We start from the raw sequence: 18,164 nt of genomic DNA, 5'->3' as shown, positions 1-18,164 counted from the left end.
CTGCCGGAGGGCACTGACATTGATGCTGATTCTCAGGTTCCGGTGGTCGTGGCTCTGCCACTGGCTGACGCCCTGCTGGGCTCTCTTCCCGCTGTTCTGTCCGGCTGCCGGGGCCTGTTCTGATGGCTCCGGCCGGGCGGAACATGACCCGATAGCCAGCCCGAAGGCGGCAAGAAGCACTGCGGGCCCGTGCCGACCGACGCTGTCGGGACGGGCCACCAGCACCCCGAAGGACGCCACCGTCGCCGGCATACGTGCCCTGCGCAACGCCGCCCGCTCCGCAGTCAAGGCACGCACCGCCGCTCTCAACCAGATCACCCACATCCTCTTCACCGCACCTGAGACCATCCGCGCCAGATTCCGGCGCCTGAACGGGACGAACCGCACCGATGCCCTGGCACGCCTGCGGCCGGCCGGAGACGCGATCCACATCGCCGTCCTCTCCGCGCTCAGAAGTCTCGCCCGGCGCGTCAGGGAACTGACCGCCGAGCACGAAGAGCTGACCCGGGCCCTGGACCGCGAGGTCACCGCCCATAACCCTGGTCTGAGGGGCTGCCTACGGGGTCGGTCCCGACACTGCCGCCCAGCTGCTGGTCACGGCAGGCGCCAATCCCGAGCGGATGCGGACGGAGAGCGGGCCGCCGCCATCGCCGGACTGATCGACACCGGACTGCTGATCGTCGGTCGAGACGGCAGCGCAGTCCTGACCGACGACGTCCGGTACGGCCTCCGTGTCCTCGACGCCAGTGAGACTCCGTCTACCTACTGACACAGCTCATGGCAGAACCACTGACATCCAGTGGCAGAACCCACTGATGTCCTCGCGGCTGTCGTCCGACATGGAAATGTCAGGGGTCCCGACATCGGAAACGTCAGTGGGGTCCGTGCTCTGGTGCTGAGCTGGTTCTCGCCGATCTGTCCGAGGAGTGGAGGTAGGTGGAGAGCTGACCGGCGGCGTACAGCTGGGCCATTCCGCGGGACGTGAGGTCGCGCCGCCACCCTTCCAGGGTCCTGGCCAGCGCATCGAGGCTGCCGGCGTCGCGGAGTTCTCCGAGGACGGTGGCGATGGTGCTCAGGGGCTGGCCTCCCCGGCGCAGCAGGTGCGCCAGTTGGGCGTCGCGCACGTCCTGGGCGAGGTACTGGCGGTGCCCGCGCGTGTCACGTTGGGGGACGAGGACTCCAGCGCGTTCCCAGGCGCGCAGGGTGGCTGGGTTGAGCGCGAGGTGGCGGGCGAGTTCACCGATGCTGTACGGCGTCCGAGTGCTGGCCGCTGCATCCGGGGTGACGGCTCCGAGGTGTGAGAGTGCCGCTTCGACCGTTCGTAGCGTGTTGCGGTCGCGAGCCAGGAGTGAGTGCCCGTCGTCGACGTACTCCAGTGCTTCGTCGAGCTGGCCGCTGGTGACGGCACGCATGATGCGTCGGCTGGTGGAGTAGCCGAAGGCAGGGACGAGCGCCAGGTATGCCGCGAGGCCGGCGGCATGAGTGGCGGTGTAGTCCCGGTACCCCGTCCGGCTGCGGTGGGCCGGCGGAATGATGCCGGCGTCCTCGTAGTTGCGGACCGCCTGCGTGGACAGGCCATGGCGACGGGCCAGGTCCACGGGCCGCACGTGACCTCCGATTGAGGGTTCCGACGCAGATGAGCGGAGTATTCGTCGCAAAGTCTCCACCGAGCGTTCAAGGATACGATTCAGGGCCATGGCACAGAGCACGCACACCGTGTCCGGAGACTTCGATCTGACGATGGACGAACTGCGCGTCGTGGCGCGTTACGTGGTTCGGCACGCGGAGGACGTCCTGTTGGTCTTTGAGCAGGCTGTTTCCGATGATCCGCGCCCCCGTGCGGCGATCGACGCGGCCTGGGCGTTCATCGACGGTGCCAACAGGACGAAATGGCAGCGCGTCACTTCCCTCGACGCGCATCGGGCCGCCCGGTCCGCGCCGTCCGAAGCGGCGCGGCTGGCCGCGCGATCCGCCGGTGACGCCGCGTCGGCCGCATACCTGCACCCCATCGGCCAGGTCGGCCAGGTCGGCCACATCCTGCGGGCCTGCGCGAGCGCCGCGCGCGTCGAGGAGCTGGAGGCAGGCGGTGATCCCGCGATCGGGGACGCCCTGCTGGAACGGTCGCGGCAGCGTGCGACACCGGTGCTCATCGATGTGCTCTGCCGCTACCCGCCCGCGACAGGCGGCAGCAGTCGTGTCGCCCAGCTGATGAGCACTCTGGATCATTCCATGCGCCAGGCGGCTGACCGGCCGCCAGGGCACACCGCAGCGAGCGGCGCCGATGTGCGCAGGAGGGAGTGCACGTCATGATCCTCCCGAAGGTCCGCGACCCCCGCTTCGTGACGATCCGCCGTGGTGGGACTCTCACTGACGCGGATCACCGGCTCCTCGCTCTATGGGCTGCCGCCTGTGCAGAGCACGTCCTTGGCCTCTTCGAGTCGGCCCAGCCTGGGGACCAGCGACCGCGCCAGGCGATCGAGCATGCCCGGGCCTGGGTGCGTGGCGAGGCCAAGATGATGCAGGCTCGCGCGGCGGGCGGCCATGCGATGGGGGCAGCCAGAGACCTGCGTGGGGCAGCACGGCATGCCGCGTACGCCGCCGGTCAGGCCGGGGCCGTCGCCCACGTCGCCGCGCATGAGCTCGGCGCGGCCGCCTACGCGATCAAGGCCGCACGTGCAGCGGCACCGGAAGGCGAGAGCGAGATCGCAGGACGACTCGAGTGCCAGTGGCAGCGCAATCAGCTCCCGGAAGCGATCCGAGAGCTCGTACTTGATGACCAGCGGCTACGCAACGACATCTGTTGGTCGGTGTTCGACTGCTGAATGCGAAGTCACCGGGATCGGTGCCGGCCCCGCCCCCCTGACCGACTGGATGACCGCCCGCCGCATGGACGTGGTGATCCTGTCCGACGAAGGCCCCGACCGGTGACCGACCGCTTGCACCCGCCCCCGCGCTACAAGCCCCGAGGATGGGGTGACGAACTGCGCCGCCGGCTGCACAACGCGGGCCTCTCCGCATGGGAGCTCGCCGACCTCCTCGGTGTCCACGAGAGCGCCATCACCATGGACGCCCTGCCCAACCAGCCGCTGCACATCATCCTCGAACTGGCCCGGCGCCTGGACCTCCACCCCGCCGACCTCACCCCGTACGCCGAGGCCGTCTACCGGCTGCCCCGCTACCGCGACGCCGAGCACCCGCCAACGAACCCGGCGCCGACGCCGACACGGCCGCCGTCCTCAACGCGCTCGCCCACGCTGGCCGCCCGCTCACCGCGGACTACCTCGCCGAATCGCTGGGCTGGGCCTACGACCGCACCGCGGAGGCCCTCGCCCACCCCGAGCTCGGCGGCCCGTACGCCCTGCGCCGCGCGGCACCTCACCACTTCACCCTGAGCCCGCGCAACGACGTCCAGTACGGCCTACGTCTCATCGACGACGAGACCACTACTGTCGTGCGCAGAGTAGATGTCAGTTCTGCGCAGGGTTCTGTCAGTGCGTGGGGTGCTCGTACGACCTCGGGGAATATCGGTGCAGTGGCTCCGCCACCGGCCCGGCCGCCGCCGAGCACCAGACCCGGCGATGACTGGTCAACCAGCCGTGACTGTGACCAGCCCGGTCTATTCCTCGGAGGAGTCGCTGCGGGCAGCCGCCGCGAGTTCGATCCCGCGTACCCGTCGCAGCCAGCGTGCCAGGATGTACAAGCCGCCGCCGAACAGAGCGCACGGCTCCCAGATCTCCGTAACCAGGGCCGGGATCCCGCCGCTCCCCACGACGTAGACCGCCTGCCCGCCCACCGCCATGGCGATGAAGCGGTTTGTCCGAGACTCGTTCGACAGTAGCCAGTCCACAGGAAGCCACAGCGGACCGACGAGATCATGAGCCCTCAACCGGGCCGCCGCCCAAAGGCATCCGAGCGCATATCGCATCCTGCGGCTCGCGGAGAGAACGATGCCGTTCTCGGGGTCGCCGGCGAGTAGCGCAGCCCATTCGTCACGCAGGTGCGCGCGACGCGTCCCCGCAACAAACGAGGCGAATCCCAGTGTCCGATCGGCTGCCCCAGTCCTGGGACAGTCCGAGGAAGCCGCGGTTTCTGACTGATCGTCTTCGAGCGGGCGGGGGCGCAGCGCCGTGACCAGGAGACCGACTGCCGACACTAAAATACTTAGCGCAGTCCCGGCGCCAGAAACCCAGCCCATCGTCACCAAGGTCTCCGAGAAAGCCAGCTCTGCGGTCAGCAATTTGAGGCCGTAGCCGGAGCCGAGGAAGATTACTGCCCCAGTTCCGAAGAGAATCGGAGTGAGCACCGCGATGACGGCGGTCAGGCTCGCACCCGACGGCTCCGTGAGCTGCTCGCCCTCGCTCATGCCACGCCATTCTCGCTGGCAGCCCGCAGGCCGAAGAGGCGCGGCCTGCTCTCCCTGGCACGCTGCGTCGCAAGATGACCAGCAGCGGTGAGTTCGTAGTAGTACCGCCTTGGCCGCCCAAAGTGCTCGCCCTGTTCCTCTGTGCGTGTGGCCCATCCGGCGCCGACCAGCCGTTCAAGGATCGGGTAGACCGTGCCGGAGCCGAGATCAGCCTCCTCGCAGATCTTCAGGCCCCATGCCGGGTCATCGGGGGTGGCCGTGAGCAGCACCTTGAGCACTTCAAGTGTTGGACGTGTCAGCCGAATTGATGCCATGTGACGAGTGAAGCACCCTCTAGAGCGTATGTCGAGAACGAGTTATCTGGGAGCCGATTATCTCGCCTGCACCTGCCACCCACCCTCCAGGGAGTCCAGCCCGATGGTGGGGATGCAGAGGCCGTTGACCCGAGCCGAGAGTGCGTCGGGGACCGCCACCGTGCTCCCGACTCGTCCGCACACCTGGTCGAGCCCGCCCGTGCGCCTGTGGTCATTGGTGGCTCGTAGTGGCGGCAGCTTCGTCGTACGCGGCGAGGGTGCGGTAGAGGGTGGAGCGGCCGACGCCGATACGCCGGGCGATGGCGGTGACGGACTCTTTCGCGTCGTCGGCGGCGCAGGGCGACGGCGAGCATGTCGCCGTCGACGGCCGACGGGCGGCCGCCGTGCTTGCCGTTCGCCGCGGCGGTGTCCAGGCCGACCAGGGTCCGCTCGTGGATGAACTCCCGCTCGACCTCCGCCATTGCGGCGAATACGACGAAGGGGACCTTGCCCGCGCCGTGCGGGTCGTAGATGCCGGCAAGGGGGCCGGTGCGGATCTCCAGGCGCTGGCCGCGTTCGGCGAGGTCCTGCGCGCTGGTGATGAGTTCGACCATGTTGCGGCCGAGGCGGTCGAGCATGGTGACGGTGAGGGTGTCGGCTGGGCGGAGGTCGGCGAGGGCGGCGTTGTACTCGGGCCGGATCTTCTCCCGGGTGCCGATCTTCTCGACGTAGATGCGTACGCACTCGGCTTCCTTCAGTGCGCGGACCTGTCCGGCGAGGTCTTGGCCCTTGCTGGACACCCGGGCGTAGCCGATCCGGTCGCCGGTGCGCTCCCGCGCGGCGAGCAGACCGGGGTCGGGCTGCCAGGGTCGGCCGGGGCCGCGGGCGGCGGGGATACGGATCGCGGGTCCGGACTTCAGCCCGAGAATCTTCGCGTAGTGGCCGGTGTGGTAATCAACGGCGACGACGCCGGAGTTGGCCCGGCACGCCGATCCGGGCGCGGCCCCGCAACGCGGGCACGGTTCGCGCTCGACGAGCTCGGCGCGGGCGATTTCGTCCAGGTCGCCGTTCACGTGTTCCCCTCCCGCCCGGCCGCCCGACACGGCCGTCCCGAATACCCGTCCCGCTTCTCCGTCGCGTCCACCGGTTTCGGGACGCCTTTCGGGACACCTCCCGAGCTCCGGCCGCGCCGGCAGGCCACCGTCCCGGAATCGACCGTTTCCGGGACGCGCAAGTGAACGCCTGTCGTACGGATCTACGCCCGGATCACGCCGTAGCGTCCTTCGCGGTGATCTTGTCGTCCAGGTAGACGACCGCCGTCGCCCCGGAGGCGTCCGCCGCGGGTACGACGTTCTGCATGGCTTGCGAGATCGCTGCACCCACCCGCCGCCCGATCGCCTTGTCCAACTGGGTGTAGGCGTTGTTCGGGCGGTAGGGTCCTGGATGTTGGAGCAGAAGTGCAGTACCGCGGCGAGGGTGCTGCCGGACAGCGGCACGGTGACCAGGCCGTCCGCCTCGGTGGTGATCTCCTCATCCGCCGGTGCGCGGAAGACGTTGTCCACGACGTCCACGGGAGCTGACGGGCCGCCCCTCTTGTGTTGCGGGACCTGCTGGGCCAGGTAGTCCCAGGTGTTGCGGTGGCATCGCACACGCGCCACCCCCACTCCGGCGGCCATCGCCATGTCGCTTGCCACGTACTCGTAGTCCTTGGGCCAGTCCACGTAGGGCAGCTTCCTCTTGAACAGCGACTCGATCCCCAACACGGTCTCCCCTTCGGCTGTGCGTCCTTCGCACCCGTGATCAGCGTGTACGGGACCGGGGCGACTGCCCGCCGATCACGCCTCGTTCACTCGTGCGGGTGAAGGGTTGAGGTGTCCCGAACAGGTTTCGGGACACTGCCGGAGACTTCCGATCATGGAGGGGGCACAGGAGTCGAAGCGGGCCGCGGCGGTGGCCCGGCTGATGCACCTGTGAGCCGCGAGTGTCCGCGAAGCAGATCGAGTCGACTCCCCGCTCGCCGGTGATGTCCACCCCCTCCCCGAGAACGCGAACGCTCGCGAGGAAGGCACGGTGCACCCGGCGCCCGGTGACGTCGACGCCGTTGGCGAACTGACGCAGCGCCTCCCGCCGCTCGGCTACGAGGTGGTCCCCGCACAGCCACGCCGACCAGACGCGGTCCGGGGGTACGTGGCGGCCGGCCTCCAGCTCGTAGAACTCCGCGTCGATCGACGACTTCGGCAGCCGGTCGGCGGCGGCCAGGTCGGCGTCGGACGCTTCGTTGACGTACAGGTGGGCTGCGGTCTCGGGGAGCTTGTCCGCGAACGCGCGGGCTTCCTCGACCTTCTGGTGGAACGTCATGACCGTACGCAGGTTGTACGCCGCCGCGTGCTCCAGAAGTGCGGTCTGTAGCAGCGCCAGTCGCCGGCCCCGCCGCGCTTCCTCGGACTCCCCGACGACCGGGGCCGGGTCGCGGATCTCCAGGACGTCGATCTCGAACCCGGCGAGGATTTCCCGCTCGATCGCCTCTGAGAGTCCCAGCTCCGCGCCGGGGAGCCAGGCGCCGAACACGCCGTCCGGGTCGTCCGACATCGTCGCGATCTCTGCCTCCTGGCCGCCGCTGCCCTTCTGGGGGCGGAGTGCGGCGAGGATGCGCGGGGTCGCGGTGAGGTAGAGCCGGAAGTCGGCGGGGATCCGCTGGTTGTCGTGGATCGCGGCCCACGGGCGCCCGAGCTCTCCGGTGGTTGAGTGGGCTTCGTCCACGATGGCGAGGTCGAAACGGTCCATCTGCTGCCCGTAGAGCCGCTCTCCGCCCGCCAGAGCGGCCTCCAGCGGCCCGCGAACCCTCCCCTGGCCTGTCGGTGCTGTGATGTCCTCGCGGTCCACGAGGGAGGCGTACGTGGCGAGTACGACTACGGGCCCGTGCCCGGCCCACAGGGCCAGCTGGATCGGGTTCGTGGTCGTCCGCACGCCTAGGGAGTTGAGTACCGCGTCGTTCTCCAGCGAGCACACCGCGACCATCGGTGCCCGGTGGCCCACCAGGCGCCACGCCTGGGCGGTCTGCGCGAGCAGGTCCAGGGTTGGCACCATCACGAGGATCCTGCCGCCCGGGAAGCATTCCAGGGCGCTCGCGGCGGCCATGATCGTTTTACCGGAGCCGGTCGCGGACACGATCGTGCCCCGTATGCCCTGCGGGGGCACCGGCGGCCGGGCGGGGAAGCCAGACCATCTTCGGAAGGCCGCTTTCTGGGCTACTTGGTGTTCGCGGAGATTGATAACGGTCACGTGCGTCCTCCCTTCCGGTTCGGTACGGATCAGTGCTGGGGATCGTTCCGCCGGAGTTCACGGCGGAGGCCGTCCAGTGTGCGCCCGTCAGGGGCAGACAGGTGCCACAGGGTCCAGCCGTTGATCACGTTGCCGGTGATCGCTTGCACGAATTCCGCCGTGCTCTGCGTCATAGTGACGCCTGCTGGCTCACCCACCGCAGCTTCCGCCCCGCAACGGCTGGCTGTAACCGCCACGGCCGCGCCCGCCCCGGTGCGCCGGAGGAAGCGGCCAGGGGCGGGGCCCCGGCGGGGGCGGCCGGGGCCCGCCGTGTCGTCCGATCGGGATGTTCCTCGCGGAGTCCGGGACGCGGGCGGGCTCTTCTGGGAAACTGCCGACGGCAGACCTGGGGGCGACGTTGGCCGTCAGGGGGGAGCGGACCGGTGGCAGGTGTGCATGGTGCAGCTTTTTCTCAGCTTCTCGGGGGAGGACAACGGCAATGGGCTGGTCAGCGACTTCTTCAACGACCTGTGCACCGAGATCGGTCACATTACCGCCCTCGCGCCGGACAGACTGGGCTACAACTACCTGGACATGCGCAAGGCGATGAGGTGGCGCAGAGAACTCAGTGAGGCACTAGGCTCCTGCAAGGTGTTCATACCGCTCTACTCCCCGCGCTACTTCGCCAGCCCGTTCTGCGGCAAGGAGTGGTGGGCCTTCAGCCGTCGCCAGGCCGACCACATCCTCGGCACGGCCGGCCCCGAACCGGAGATGATCTTTCCGGTCATCTGGGAGGGGGTCTTCGACGGCAGGATGTCCGTCCCCAAGGCCGCCGCGGACATCTGGGCCAAGCAGCCCGACCTCGCCGACCGGTACGCCAAGCGGGGGTTGCGCCAGCTGGTACAGCTCAAGCACAACAAGGAGTACGCCCCCCTCTACCAGGAGATCATCTTCGCTCTGGGTAAGCGGCTGGCCGAGCTCATCGACGACAGCCCGCTGGCGGCCGGCGTGATGTCCGAGGACTTCGACTCCTTCGGCAACGCCTTCTGCGACCCGCTGACCGCGCAGAAGGACACCGCGGCGGCCGGGGCGGTGGCGACCCCGGCCACGGACGACGGTCCGTCGCGGGAGCGGCCGGCCTCCCCGCGCCCCGTGCCGGGTCCCCGCACGTCCCCCTCAGGCCCCAAGCACGTCCGGCTGGTGGTGGCATCGGGCACCCAGGAGGACCTCAGCGGGCTCCGGGAGGACACCACCCCGTATGGCGATCGGCAGCACGACTGGGCCCCCTACGCGCCGGACCACCCCGAGCCGGTCCTCATGTACGCGGTCGAGGTCGCCTCGGAGCTACGGCTCATGCCGCACCCGGAGGAATTCGATGGCGAAGTGGCCCAGTTACTAGACAAGGTGGAGGCCGACAACGAGCTGGCCGTCATCATCCTCGACCCGTGGACCATCGGACTGAGGGACCGTCAGGCCGCGCTGGGCGAGTACGACAAGCGCCTAACCATGAACACCGGGATGGCCGTGCCCCAGAACGCCTCCGACACGGAGACGGCCGCCCATACGGACGCGCTGCGCCAGCAGCTGCTCAGTGTGCTCGGCCGTCACGCGCAGCTGCGTGAGCCGGTGTTCAAGATGTCGCTCAAGACGGTGGCGGCCTTCAAGGACGCGTTACGTCAGATCCTCGTCGAACTCACCCGCCAAGTGATGATGCAAGCGCCCCAGGTGCGCCCTGCCCTGCGCAGTGGTCCGGGCGTGTCGTTCGATTCCAGGCCCTTCCTCGACGGACCCTCGGAGGGATGATGGGGACAGCGACGGCTGAGAAGCCCGGCGAGATCGTGACGTTCTACTCGTACAAGGGCGGCACCGGCAGGACCATGGCCCTGGCCAACGTGGCCTGGATCCTGGCCAGCAACGGCAAATCCGTCCTGGTGGTCGACTGGGACCTGGAGGCGCCCGGCCTGCACCGCTATTTCCACCCCTTCCTCCTCGACAAGGAGCTCCAGTCCACGTCCGGCGTGCTCGACCTGCTGTGGGACTTCGCGTTCGCCGCGCTGGACCGGGAGGGCGATGACGGGCCCGGCTGGCACGAAGCCTTCGCCGACCCGCTGGAGCACGCGGTCTCGCTGCGCTGGCAGTTCCCGGACAACGGTCACATTGACCTGCTGTGCGCGGGCAAGCAGAACAGGTCGTTCGGCCAGCGGGTCAACTCGTTCGACTGGCACTCCTTCTACAATCGGCTCGGCGGCGGGGCCTTCATCGAGTCGCTGCGCGAACAGATGGCGCGTGCCTACGACTACGTGCTGATCGACAGCAGGACCGGGCTGAGCGACACCTCGGGCGTCTGCACCATCCAGCTGCCCGACACCCTGATCGCCTGCTTCACCATGAGCACCCAGTCCATCTCGGGATGCGCCAACGTGGTGGAATCCGTGATGCGGCGGCGGGCCGACCGCGCGGTGCGCGTACTGCCAGTCCCCATGCGGGTGGAAAGCGGCGAGGCCGACCGGCTGGAGGAGAGCCGGGACTGGGCGCAGTGGAGCTTCCGCCACGCGTTCCCACTGGACAGCACGATGGACGTGGAGCGGTACTGGGGCGATGTGGAGGTGCCCTACCGCAGCCTGTACGCCTACGAGGAGCTGCTGGCGACGGTGGGCGACCGGCCGCAGCAAGAGGACACCCTGCTGGCGGCGTTCGAACGGCTCACGACCCATCTGACTCGGGGCGAGATCACCAAGGCCGTGCCGATGGAGTCCGGTCAGCGAGCCACCCTGCGCCGGCGCTACCGGCAGCGCCCGCACGGCCGGATCAGGTTCGACTTCTTCCTCGCGCACGTGGCCGCGGACAAACCCTGGGCGGACTGGATCGCCGCCCAGCTCACCGACGCCGGCTACCGGGTCTCGCCCGACGTGGCGGCCGCCTCCGGCGGCACGTGGTCGTACATGCTGCGCAACGCGCTGGAGGGCAGCGCCAAGGTCCTGGTGCTGCTCTCCCCCGACTTCTCCAGCGGAGCCTGGGCGGCGGAGGAGGCCACCTGGCGCGCCGAAGCGGCCACCGAACAGCCCTCGCACGTCCTTCCGGTGCGGGTCTCGCAGTTCGACGGGCACACGCCTCCCGAGCTGTCCGTCCTCGCGGAGCTCGGGCTCGCCGGGCTGACCGAGGAGGAGGCGAGGGAGAGTCTGCTGGAAGCTGTTGTGGCCTGCCATGGCCCGGCCCCGGAGGCACCGGAGAGCTCCGGCTCCCGCGGGCGGCCCCCGGGGCCCTCTTACCCCGACGCGCTCCCCGGCCTGTGGGAGGTCCCCGAGCGGACGCCGCCGTTCGTGGGGCGGGACGCGGAACTCCTGCGGATGCTGCGGCACTTCCGCGACGACGGGTCCCCCTACGCGATCACCGGCATGGCCGGTGCGGGGAAGACGACGCTCGCGGTGGAGTTCGCCCATCGCGCCCGGGGGCACTACGGCGCCGCCCTGTTCATCCGGCAGTCGGACGTGTGCCACGACTGCGACGACGAGTCGGCCCTCGGGGCGGCGCTGCGCGACGTCGGACACCGGATGCGGTCCCTGCCGCCCGGGCCGAAGGTGCTGCTGGTGCTGGACGGGTTCGAGGGGGTGACGCTCGACGCGCTGCTCAGGCATCACCTGCAGTGCCACGTCATCGTGACGCGCCGCCGGGACGCGACCGCGGACTTCCGCTACAGCACCACCCTGCGGGGCTTCTCCCCGGCCGAGGCGACCGAGCTGATGAACCGGTACGTGCCCGGCATCCCCGCCCACGCGGCGGACCAGATCGCGGTGCGGCTCGGCTTCCTGCCCCTCGCGCTGCGGATCGCCGCCAACCAGCTGAGTGTGTCTAGTTCCAGCGTCTCGGACTTCCTGGTCCTGCTCGACAAGCGGCTGGACCAGGTGGTGCTGCGGGCGGGTGGGGATTCCGGCCATTCGCTCATGGCCCGCTTCCAGCGGATGTTCGACCGGCTGGCGCGGCAGAGCCCGGCGGCGGCCCACCTTCTGGCGCTGCTGGCCCTCACCGCCCCCCACCCCATTCCGCTGCGGCTGCTGAGGGCGGATCCCGAGGTGTTCGGGCCGCCGCTACGGCTGACGGTGGTGGACGGCGATCACCAGGAGAAGGCCGTACGGCCCCTGCTCGTCGAGAACCTCGCCGAGGAGAAGGGGGCGGGGCTGCGCGCGCACCCCGTGCTGGCCGCGGTGATCCGCACCAACCTCTCCGCCGAGGACCACGAGCGCCTCTCGCTGGAACTCACCCGCATGCTCGTCGCGAACGATCCGGGCGACCCCGGTGACGCGGCCGACTGGCCCGTCTACCGCTCGCTCATGCCGCTGGTCAACTCCGTGCGCTGGTCGGCGGAGACCGGGTTCCGCGAACTGCTGCTGCGGTTGTGCTGGTACCAGCTGTCCACGGGTAACCCGCTGACCGCCAAGGAACTGGCCGACCGGGTGACCAAGCAGTTCGAGCCGCTGCTGGGCTCGGTCCACGAGGACACCCTCGCGGCGCTCCACATGGTGGCACTGTGCGAGTGGGAGCTGGGCAATGTGCAGCAGGCCGAGGCGGTGCTGCGCCGGCTCACCGAAGCGCGTGAGCGGCTGCTGGGTCCCATGCATCCGGCGACGATGGCCTCGAGGAACAATCTGGCGGCGGCGCTGGCCGGTCAGGGGAATTGGCTGGAGTCGGTGGAACTGCACCGGCAGATCCTGCGGGCCAGGATCACGAGTCTCGGCCACGACCACCCCGACACCCTCGTCTCGGAGGGGAATCTCGCCTCCTCCCTGTACGGCGCCGGGGATTTCGACCACGCGCATCAGATCGAGTCGTCCGTCTGGCGAAAAAGGGTCGACCGGTTCGGTGAGGACCATCCGGCGAGTCTGGCCTCCGCGGACAACCTTGCGTCCATCCGGGAAAAGGTCGGTGAATTCGCCGACGCCCTGGTCCTGAGGCGGCGCTCGCTGGCCGGCCGTCTCAAGACAATGGGAGAACAGCACCCCGATACGCTCCGCTGCGCAGCGAGTCTGGTTTCCGCCCTGGTGGCCAGGGGGGAAACGGATGAGGCACGTGATCTGGCCCGGCTGATCAATGAGAACATGCACAAGGTTTTCGGCCCCGACAACGCCCTCGCGCGTCGCATGAAAGAGGTCGCCGAAGGGGACCACTGAGACATGCGGAAGAACGGTCTCGGCAGTCGGGAGCAGACTTTATGAATGTATGGAGGTGATCAGGGGTGGAACCATTCGCGGCGTCGATCGCGGCGGCGGCCGGCCGGGTGCTCGTCCAGGCCATGGTGACCGAGTCGTGGCCCGTCCTGCGGGATCGTCTGGCGCGGCTGATGAGCCGTCGGGCCGAGGACCGCGAGGCGCAGATGACCAGCGCACTGGAGGACACCCGCCATGTCGTCCTGAGCGGCTCCTCCAGCAGTGAGGTGGCCGCGATCCGGTGGCAGGGCCGTCTGGAGGCGCTGATTGAGGACGATCCCAGCGCGGTCGAGGAGCTCCAGTCGATCGTGGACAGCTCCGCCGACCCGTCGGTCTACCGCCCGATCTCGGTGGTTAACGGCAGTACGGCCGGATGGACGCAGATCGTGCAGCACAACCTCGGAGGAGGGACCATCCAGGTCTCGCACGCCTCCGCGCGCCCCAGTCCCTGACCGGTGTCCGGCCATGCCCCGGTCCGAGGTCAGTAGGGGGCAGGGCGGGACGGCAGGGACACGGACGCCACGAGGCGTCATCGAACGAGGGGGGAAGGCACCTGGAAACCTGTGGAACGTCCAGCATGAACCACCCCCGATGAGGGACTCGGACGGTCCCGGGGCGGTCTGACCTCCAAGATCCACCTCGCCGGTGAAGGCGGCTGCCGCCCCATGGCTCTACTGATCACTCCAGGTCAGTGGGGTGGCGCCCCACAGATGATCGAGGTCTTGGACCGAATCCGGGTTCCCCGCCCGCTGGTCGGGCGGCCCCGGACCAGGCCCGATCATGTCAGCGGCGACAAGGCTTACAGCTCCCGCCGAAATCGCCGCTACCTGCGAAGACGCCGCATCAAGCACACGATCCCCGAGCCGAAGGACCAGCGGGCCAACCGCCGGCGCAGAGGCAGCGCGGGCGGCAGACCCGCCGACTTCGACCCCGAACGCTACCGGCGACGCAACGAGGTCGAACGGACCATCAACCGACTCAAGAACTCCCGCGCGGTCGCCACCTGTTACGACAAGCGGGCCTATGTCTTCCACGGCACGGTCACCGGAGCGGCAGTCCGCCTATGGCTCCGCCCATGATCCGCCGGACAGTACCTAGCGCACACCGGCTGAGAAACAGGACGGCTTGTCATGGTTCAGGTGGTGCGCTGTACGGTGACTGACGGCCTTGTACCTACGGACCAGAAGGGCCCCTTGTGCCCACCACTGTCACAGGTCTCGTGTTGCTGGTTGTTCTCCTGCTTCCGGGCCTGACGTTCGTGATCATCCGAGAGCGGCGGGGGAGCGAGCGCCGTCCCACACCGTTCCGTGAGACGGGCGCAGTGGTCTTCTGCAGCGTTCTTACCGAGCTCGCCGCCCTCGTACTCTTCGCCCTGGCACGTGGGTTGATGCCTGGACTGACGCCGGACGTCGGCCGGCTAGTCCGTGAAGGACTTGGTTATGCGCGGGATCATTACGCCCAGTTGGGCTGGTGGGCTGTAGGGCTACTGTTGTTTGCCTGTGCGCTGGCCGCAGCTGCTGCTGCGCTCACGGCAGGCAAGCCGCATGCGTCTGCGATGTCGGCGTGGTGGATCATGTTCGACAGCTGGTTTCCGGGAGAGAACCCCCTCGTCGGCTGCATCCTTGAGGACGGCTCTTACATCGAGGGACGCCAGGCATCGTTCAACGTCAGTTCAGAAGACTCGCCGGACCGGGACTTGGTCCTGGTGGAACCGCTGAAGTACCGCCCGCCCGGCGAGACTGAGACACATGCCGTTCCCTGGGGTGCTGCATGCGTCTCGGCCCGCCGGATCGTGACGATGTTCGTCAGCTACCCCCCTGCCCCTGAGAGGGCGACGCGGGCGGCGGCGGTGGCGACGCAGGGGTCCGCCCCGGCTGCATCGTAGGTTTGTGACCCCGGCCCCCAGACTGGCCTGCCGGCTTGGTCTGAGGCTGGCTACCTGAGCGGGGCACCTTCGGCGAATCAGCCACGAGGCCTCCTTCACGGACATCGGTGCTCTGACGACCGCAGGCAGCCACCAGAACCTTCCGCAGTACACCCTACCGAGCAACCGCGGGCCACAAGACCCCGCTGACTAAAGCTTGTCCCGCTATCTATACGGCGAGGATGAGGTTGTGCAGGCGGGCGATCCCGAGCATGGCGTGGTGGACTCCGTTGCCCTTGAGGCGGCAGTCACGAAGGATCTTCCAGCTCTTCATTCGGGCGAAGGTGTGTTCAACGCGGGCGCGTACCTGCTTGTGGGACTTGTTGCGTAGCAGTTTCCAGTCGGGCAGTTCCTCGCCCTTGCGGCGCCGGTGAGGCATGACCAGGTCGGTGCCGGGGCAACCACCGTCGGCGATCGTCATCGTGTTGCCGACGGCGGCCTTGGCCCCGGATTCCTCCCACGCCTTGCAGTCGTTCCGGTTACCCGGAAGTGGCCGGCCGACCACGACGACCAGGCGGCTGTCGGCATCGATGACGACTTGGTGGTTGGTGGAGTACCGGTAATTCTTGGACTGCTCGGCCACCGTGTGGTCGCGAGTGGGCACCAGCGTGCCGTCCACGATGAGCACGGTGTCCTTGCGGAACCGCTTCCGGGGCTGGAGCGCGAGCAGGGGCCCGAGGTGGGTGATGATGCGGTCAGCCGCGGACTTCGAGATGCCGAACAGCAGGGCGAGCTGGCGCATCGTCAAGTTCGTCCGCCAGTACGCCGTGACCAGCAGTACCCGGTCCTCCAGCGGCAGGCTCCACGGTCGGCCCCTGCGAACCGCGGCCGCCCCGTCGTGCCGCAGCATCGTCACCAACTTGTTGAAAGAGCGCGGGCTCAGCCCGGTGAACGGAGTTATCCACGCCGGCTGCGTAGCCGTGATCACAGCAGTCACGGCAGGGTCGTTCCAAACATGACCACTTGCCGTTGGGAATGGGCGTGTGAGTCAGGGCGTCAGCGCGGCTGCCACCCGGGCCAGGCGATCGGCTGACAGGGTGAAGCGCTTGGTGGGGTTGCGGAAGGAGTACTCGCCGTCGTTCCCGGAGAAACCGTGCCCGGCTATCGTCCAGCGTGCGGGGCCGGGAGCCCCTTGGTCCTGCAGAAGAGCAGAGGCGAGGGTTTCAGGGTCTTCCACGCTCGTGCGGGCGTGCAGCGCACCTGCCAGACGGCCAACGGCATCATCGGGTACTGCATCGTCGCCGAACGCGGGCAGCAGGAGCAGCAGGCGGGAGTGGGGATCGGTGGTGCTGCCGCCGGGCAGGGTGTTGTCCGCTGCTGCCACGAGCTCGGGCCAGGACAGGCCCGGTCCCATGAAGTGCCCGTCATCCCTGGCCAGGAGTTCGGCCTGGTCCCAGTCGGGGTGGTGGAGGAGGTAGTCCGTGCCGGTGTCGTCTGCGACCGTGCGGTAGACCACGTGAAGACGGTGATCAGCACCGAGGGAAACCGTGAATGCTGGCCACTCGGCCCGCGCCCACAGCCGCCGCTGGAAGTCGTTGGCCGCGTCGTAGTCCGCGCCGAACAGCAGTTCCTCGGCGTTCTCGCTCTGGATGCACGAGTAGAGGTGCCCCAGCCAGAAGAGCGGCTCGTCCAGGAGCCCGGCCTGGTACGTGAGGGGGCCGCCGCCGTAACCCGGTATCCGGGCAGGCTGCAGGTCTGCACTGTTCATCACGGGAACATCATGCCGCCCTGGCGCCGCGCCCTTGAGGCCGGGCGCACCAGACGATCTTTGCGGGACAGCCCTTAGGGCGATTTCCGGTAACCCCTTGCCCCATGTCCACGGCGGTATTTGGGCAGGAGCGTCAGCTCGACAACCGAGTGCACCGCGCCGGACGCATACAGCACCGCGTCCGCGAGTTCGAACAGCTCATCGCCACGTCGGGTCAGACACGCGTAGAACTCGTCCCGGAAGCGCGACGCTTGCGCGAACGCTTCCCCCGGGACCTCCTGAGACAAGAGACTCACTCTCACGGCCTTCGTCTTGATCAGTGCACCTTGGTCGGAGCTCATGATCAGACGAAGGCCGCCTCACTGTCCGGCGAACGCCTAGCTCAACGGCATAGTTCGAAGCACATTTCGAGGCCGCAGGGTAAAGAACAAGCTCAGTCGGTCAGGATCTCGATGACTGTGGGCAGGTATCGTTGTACCTGCTCGCGATCGCTCTCCTGTACTTCGGGCGGAAGTTCCTCGTAGGGGGTGCGGATCTGTTCCTCCCATCGAGAGACGAGCTCTGTGGGGATTACCAATGAGCCGTCGTCGCGACGCTCGCACTGGTCGTGTAGATACTGCTGCCAATGGGCCCAACGGTCGTGTTCGATCGCCGCGAGCCTGTCGATTGCCCGATGGTTCTCGAGCGTTTCGCGGATTCCTTCTGTATCCGACATCAGATCAATTCCTGCTTCACGAGGGACCAGTAGTGCTGGCCTAGCACGGTTAGCTCGCACGTCTTGGAGTTCATGGCCGCGTGCCACATGTGTGGTGCGCTCACTGGGCGCACCAGGTTGACGCGCACCAGCGCCTGCAGGACTGCGAAGTCCGCATTCTTGACCGGGTCCGGCGCCGGGAACGAGGGGTCCTCGGCTCCGGTGCGCTCGGGCTCGTAGCTGGGATCCAGTTGGAGCAGGGTGGTGGGCTCCTGGAACAGCTCGACAAGCTTCTGCAGCTTCTCAAGCTCGATGGGGGCATCGGCCTTCCGCAGCGACACGAACTCCTTGACGTTCGTCTTGAAGATCGGCCGTTGCGACCACGGGCCGAGAGACTGGTCCACGTGAGCGTAGACGCTGCCCGGCGTGACCTCGCCGACGAGGTTGGCCGCAGACCCGCTGAGGGCGTCTACGAACAGGCTTGTGAAGACGCCTGAGCCGCCTGTCTCGATCGCGTACTGATTCGCCGCCGATGCGGTAAGGATCGTGACGCCCTCGGAGATCTCTGCGACCTTGGCGGAGACCGCGCTGCCGCCAGCTGCGCCGCTGTGGCAGCTGTCGAGGATGATCACCTTGTTCTTTGCCGGCGACCTGTTGGCGTAGCCCATGATGTCCGCGAGCGAGAGGCCGTCGTGCTCGCTGTCGAAGTCGCTCGCGCAG

The 18,164-nt window shown here is 68.3% G+C and carries 15 protein-coding genes and 5 pseudogenes; 9 read left to right on the top strand and 11 right to left on the bottom strand.

The genetic code is table 11. From position 1 onward, the window contains the following. The first annotated feature begins 22 nt into the window (after positions 1-22). A complete protein-coding gene (locus OG446_RS00095; protein WP_328892028.1) occupies positions 23-769 on the top strand; it encodes a hypothetical protein in 747 nt (248 codons plus the stop codon). Positions 770-872: 103 nt separating this feature from the next. Here the strand turns inward: OG446_RS00095 and OG446_RS00090 are convergent, their stop codons facing one another. Continuing rightward, positions 873-1,607: a MerR family transcriptional regulator gene (locus OG446_RS00090; protein WP_328892027.1), complete on the bottom strand. Its 735-nt coding sequence runs from the start codon at positions 1,605-1,607 to the stop codon at positions 873-875. A gap of 88 nt (positions 1,608-1,695) precedes the next feature. Between OG446_RS00090 and OG446_RS00085 the strand changes: the two genes are divergently transcribed. From OG446_RS00085 to OG446_RS00075, 3 genes and pseudogenes are all read left to right on the top strand, one after another. Further along, positions 1,696-2,310, top strand: a complete 615-nt coding sequence (locus tag OG446_RS00085) for a putative immunity protein (protein WP_328892026.1) — start codon at positions 1,696-1,698, stop codon at positions 2,308-2,310. Next, positions 2,307-2,822, top strand: a complete 516-nt coding sequence (locus OG446_RS00080; protein WP_328892025.1) for a putative immunity protein — start codon at positions 2,307-2,309, stop codon at positions 2,820-2,822. The genes OG446_RS00085 and OG446_RS00080 overlap by 4 nt, the downstream gene beginning before the upstream one ends. Before the next feature lie 194 nt (positions 2,823-3,016). Beyond that, positions 3,017-3,289 (top strand): annotated as a pseudogene (locus OG446_RS00075) (hypothetical protein); the annotation flags it as partial. A gap of 327 nt (positions 3,290-3,616) precedes the next feature. On the opposite strand, the gene OG446_RS00070 reads toward OG446_RS00075, so the two are convergent. The 5 genes and pseudogenes from OG446_RS00070 to OG446_RS00055 form a co-directional block, all read right to left on the bottom strand. Beyond that, the gene (locus OG446_RS00070) at positions 3,617-4,363 is read right to left on the bottom strand and encodes a hypothetical protein (protein ID WP_328898537.1); all 747 of its coding nucleotides are present in this window, start codon (positions 4,361-4,363) and stop codon (positions 3,617-3,619) included. Continuing rightward, a complete protein-coding gene (locus tag OG446_RS00065; RefSeq protein WP_328892024.1) occupies positions 4,360-4,677 on the bottom strand; it encodes a PadR family transcriptional regulator in 318 nt (105 codons plus the stop codon). The genes OG446_RS00070 and OG446_RS00065 overlap by 4 nt, the downstream gene beginning before the upstream one ends. 211 nt (positions 4,678-4,888) lie before the next feature. Further along, positions 4,889-4,966: a hypothetical protein gene (locus OG446_RS37100; RefSeq protein WP_443050256.1), complete on the bottom strand. Its 78-nt coding sequence runs from the start codon at positions 4,964-4,966 to the stop codon at positions 4,889-4,891. Between the two features lie 106 nt (positions 4,967-5,072). After that, positions 5,073-5,729, bottom strand: a pseudogene (locus OG446_RS37095) (recombinase family protein); the annotation flags it as partial. Positions 5,730-6,621: 892 nt separating this feature from the next. Beyond that, positions 6,622-7,938, bottom strand: a pseudogene (locus OG446_RS00055) (DEAD/DEAH box helicase family protein); the annotation flags it as partial. A gap of 435 nt (positions 7,939-8,373) precedes the next feature. Between OG446_RS00055 and OG446_RS00050 the strand changes: the two are divergent. The 5 genes and pseudogenes from OG446_RS00050 to OG446_RS00030 all read left to right on the top strand — a co-directional run bounded on the left by OG446_RS00050 (position 8,374) and on the right by OG446_RS00030 (position 15,003). Continuing rightward, the gene (locus tag OG446_RS00050; protein ID WP_328892022.1) at positions 8,374-9,720 is read left to right on the top strand and encodes a TIR-like protein FxsC; all 1,347 of its coding nucleotides are present in this window, start codon (positions 8,374-8,376) and stop codon (positions 9,718-9,720) included. Then, positions 9,717-13,082, top strand: a complete 3,366-nt coding sequence (gene fxsT, locus OG446_RS00045; protein ID WP_328892021.1) for an FxSxx-COOH system tetratricopeptide repeat protein — start codon at positions 9,717-9,719, stop codon at positions 13,080-13,082. Before OG446_RS00050 ends, fxsT begins: the two co-directional genes overlap by 4 nt. A 65-nt stretch (positions 13,083-13,147) precedes the next feature. After that, a complete protein-coding gene (locus tag OG446_RS00040; RefSeq protein WP_328892020.1) occupies positions 13,148-13,570 on the top strand; it encodes a hypothetical protein in 423 nt (140 codons plus the stop codon). A gap of 135 nt (positions 13,571-13,705) precedes the next feature. Next, positions 13,706-14,197 (top strand): annotated as a pseudogene (locus OG446_RS00035) (IS5 family transposase); the annotation flags it as partial. Positions 14,198-14,313: 116 nt separating this feature from the next. After that, positions 14,314-15,003 carry a DUF6338 family protein gene (locus OG446_RS00030; protein ID WP_328892019.1) on the top strand — a complete coding sequence of 230 codons (690 nt, stop codon included), beginning with the start codon at positions 14,314-14,316 and terminating at the stop codon, positions 15,001-15,003. A gap of 208 nt (positions 15,004-15,211) precedes the next feature. Here the strand turns inward: OG446_RS00030 and OG446_RS00025 are convergent, their stop codons facing one another. From OG446_RS00025 to OG446_RS00005, 5 genes and pseudogenes are all read right to left on the bottom strand, one after another. Continuing rightward, positions 15,212-15,979 carry a transposase gene (locus OG446_RS00025; protein ID WP_328892018.1) on the bottom strand — a complete coding sequence of 256 codons (768 nt, stop codon included), beginning with the start codon at positions 15,977-15,979 and terminating at the stop codon, positions 15,212-15,214. 51 nt (positions 15,980-16,030) lie between these two features. Beyond that, positions 16,031-16,750: a hypothetical protein gene (locus tag OG446_RS00020; RefSeq protein WP_328892017.1), complete on the bottom strand. Its 720-nt coding sequence runs from the start codon at positions 16,748-16,750 to the stop codon at positions 16,031-16,033. 98 nt (positions 16,751-16,848) lie between these two features. Then, positions 16,849-17,046, bottom strand: a pseudogene (locus OG446_RS00015) (NF041680 family putative transposase); the annotation flags it as partial. 137 nt (positions 17,047-17,183) lie between these two features. Further along, complete coding sequence (locus OG446_RS00010; protein ID WP_328892016.1) at positions 17,184-17,465, bottom strand: hypothetical protein; 282 nt, start codon at positions 17,463-17,465, stop codon at positions 17,184-17,186. Further along, a partial coding sequence (locus tag OG446_RS00005; RefSeq protein ID WP_328892015.1) for a caspase family protein occupies positions 17,465-18,164 on the bottom strand: 700 nt, incomplete at its 5' end. The genes OG446_RS00005 and OG446_RS00010, both read right to left, overlap by 1 nt.

Origin of the sequence: Streptomyces sp. NBC_00236 (assembly GCF_036195045.1) — a bacterium.
Classification (GTDB): Bacteria; Actinomycetota; Actinomycetes; order Streptomycetales; family Streptomycetaceae; genus Streptomyces.
Note: the sequence above shows the minus strand (reverse complement) of the source record. Positions and strands in the feature narration are given on the sequence as shown.

Bases quoted from the DNA above. Each gene is read 5' to 3' on its own strand.
- fxsT (WP_328892021.1), top strand. From the start codon at position 9,717: ATGATGGGGACAGCGACGGCTGAGAAGCCCGGCGAGATCGTGACGTTC.
- OG446_RS00065 (WP_328892024.1), bottom strand. From the start codon at position 4,677: ATGGCATCAATTCGGCTGACACGTCCAACACTTGAAGTGCTCAAGGTG.
- OG446_RS00070 (WP_328898537.1), bottom strand. From the start codon at position 4,363: ATGAGCGAGGGCGAGCAGCTCACGGAGCCGTCGGGTGCGAGCCTGACC.
- OG446_RS00095 (WP_328892028.1), top strand. From the start codon at position 23: ATGCTGATTCTCAGGTTCCGGTGGTCGTGGCTCTGCCACTGGCTGACG.
- OG446_RS00080 (WP_328892025.1), top strand. From the start codon at position 2,307: ATGATCCTCCCGAAGGTCCGCGACCCCCGCTTCGTGACGATCCGCCGT.
- OG446_RS00010 (WP_328892016.1), bottom strand. From the start codon at position 17,465: ATGTCGGATACAGAAGGAATCCGCGAAACGCTCGAGAACCATCGGGCA.
- OG446_RS00085 (WP_328892026.1), top strand. From the start codon at position 1,696: ATGGCACAGAGCACGCACACCGTGTCCGGAGACTTCGATCTGACGATG.
- OG446_RS00050 (WP_328892022.1), top strand. From the start codon at position 8,374: ATGGTGCAGCTTTTTCTCAGCTTCTCGGGGGAGGACAACGGCAATGGG.
- OG446_RS00020 (WP_328892017.1), bottom strand. From the start codon at position 16,750: ATGAACAGTGCAGACCTGCAGCCTGCCCGGATACCGGGTTACGGCGGC.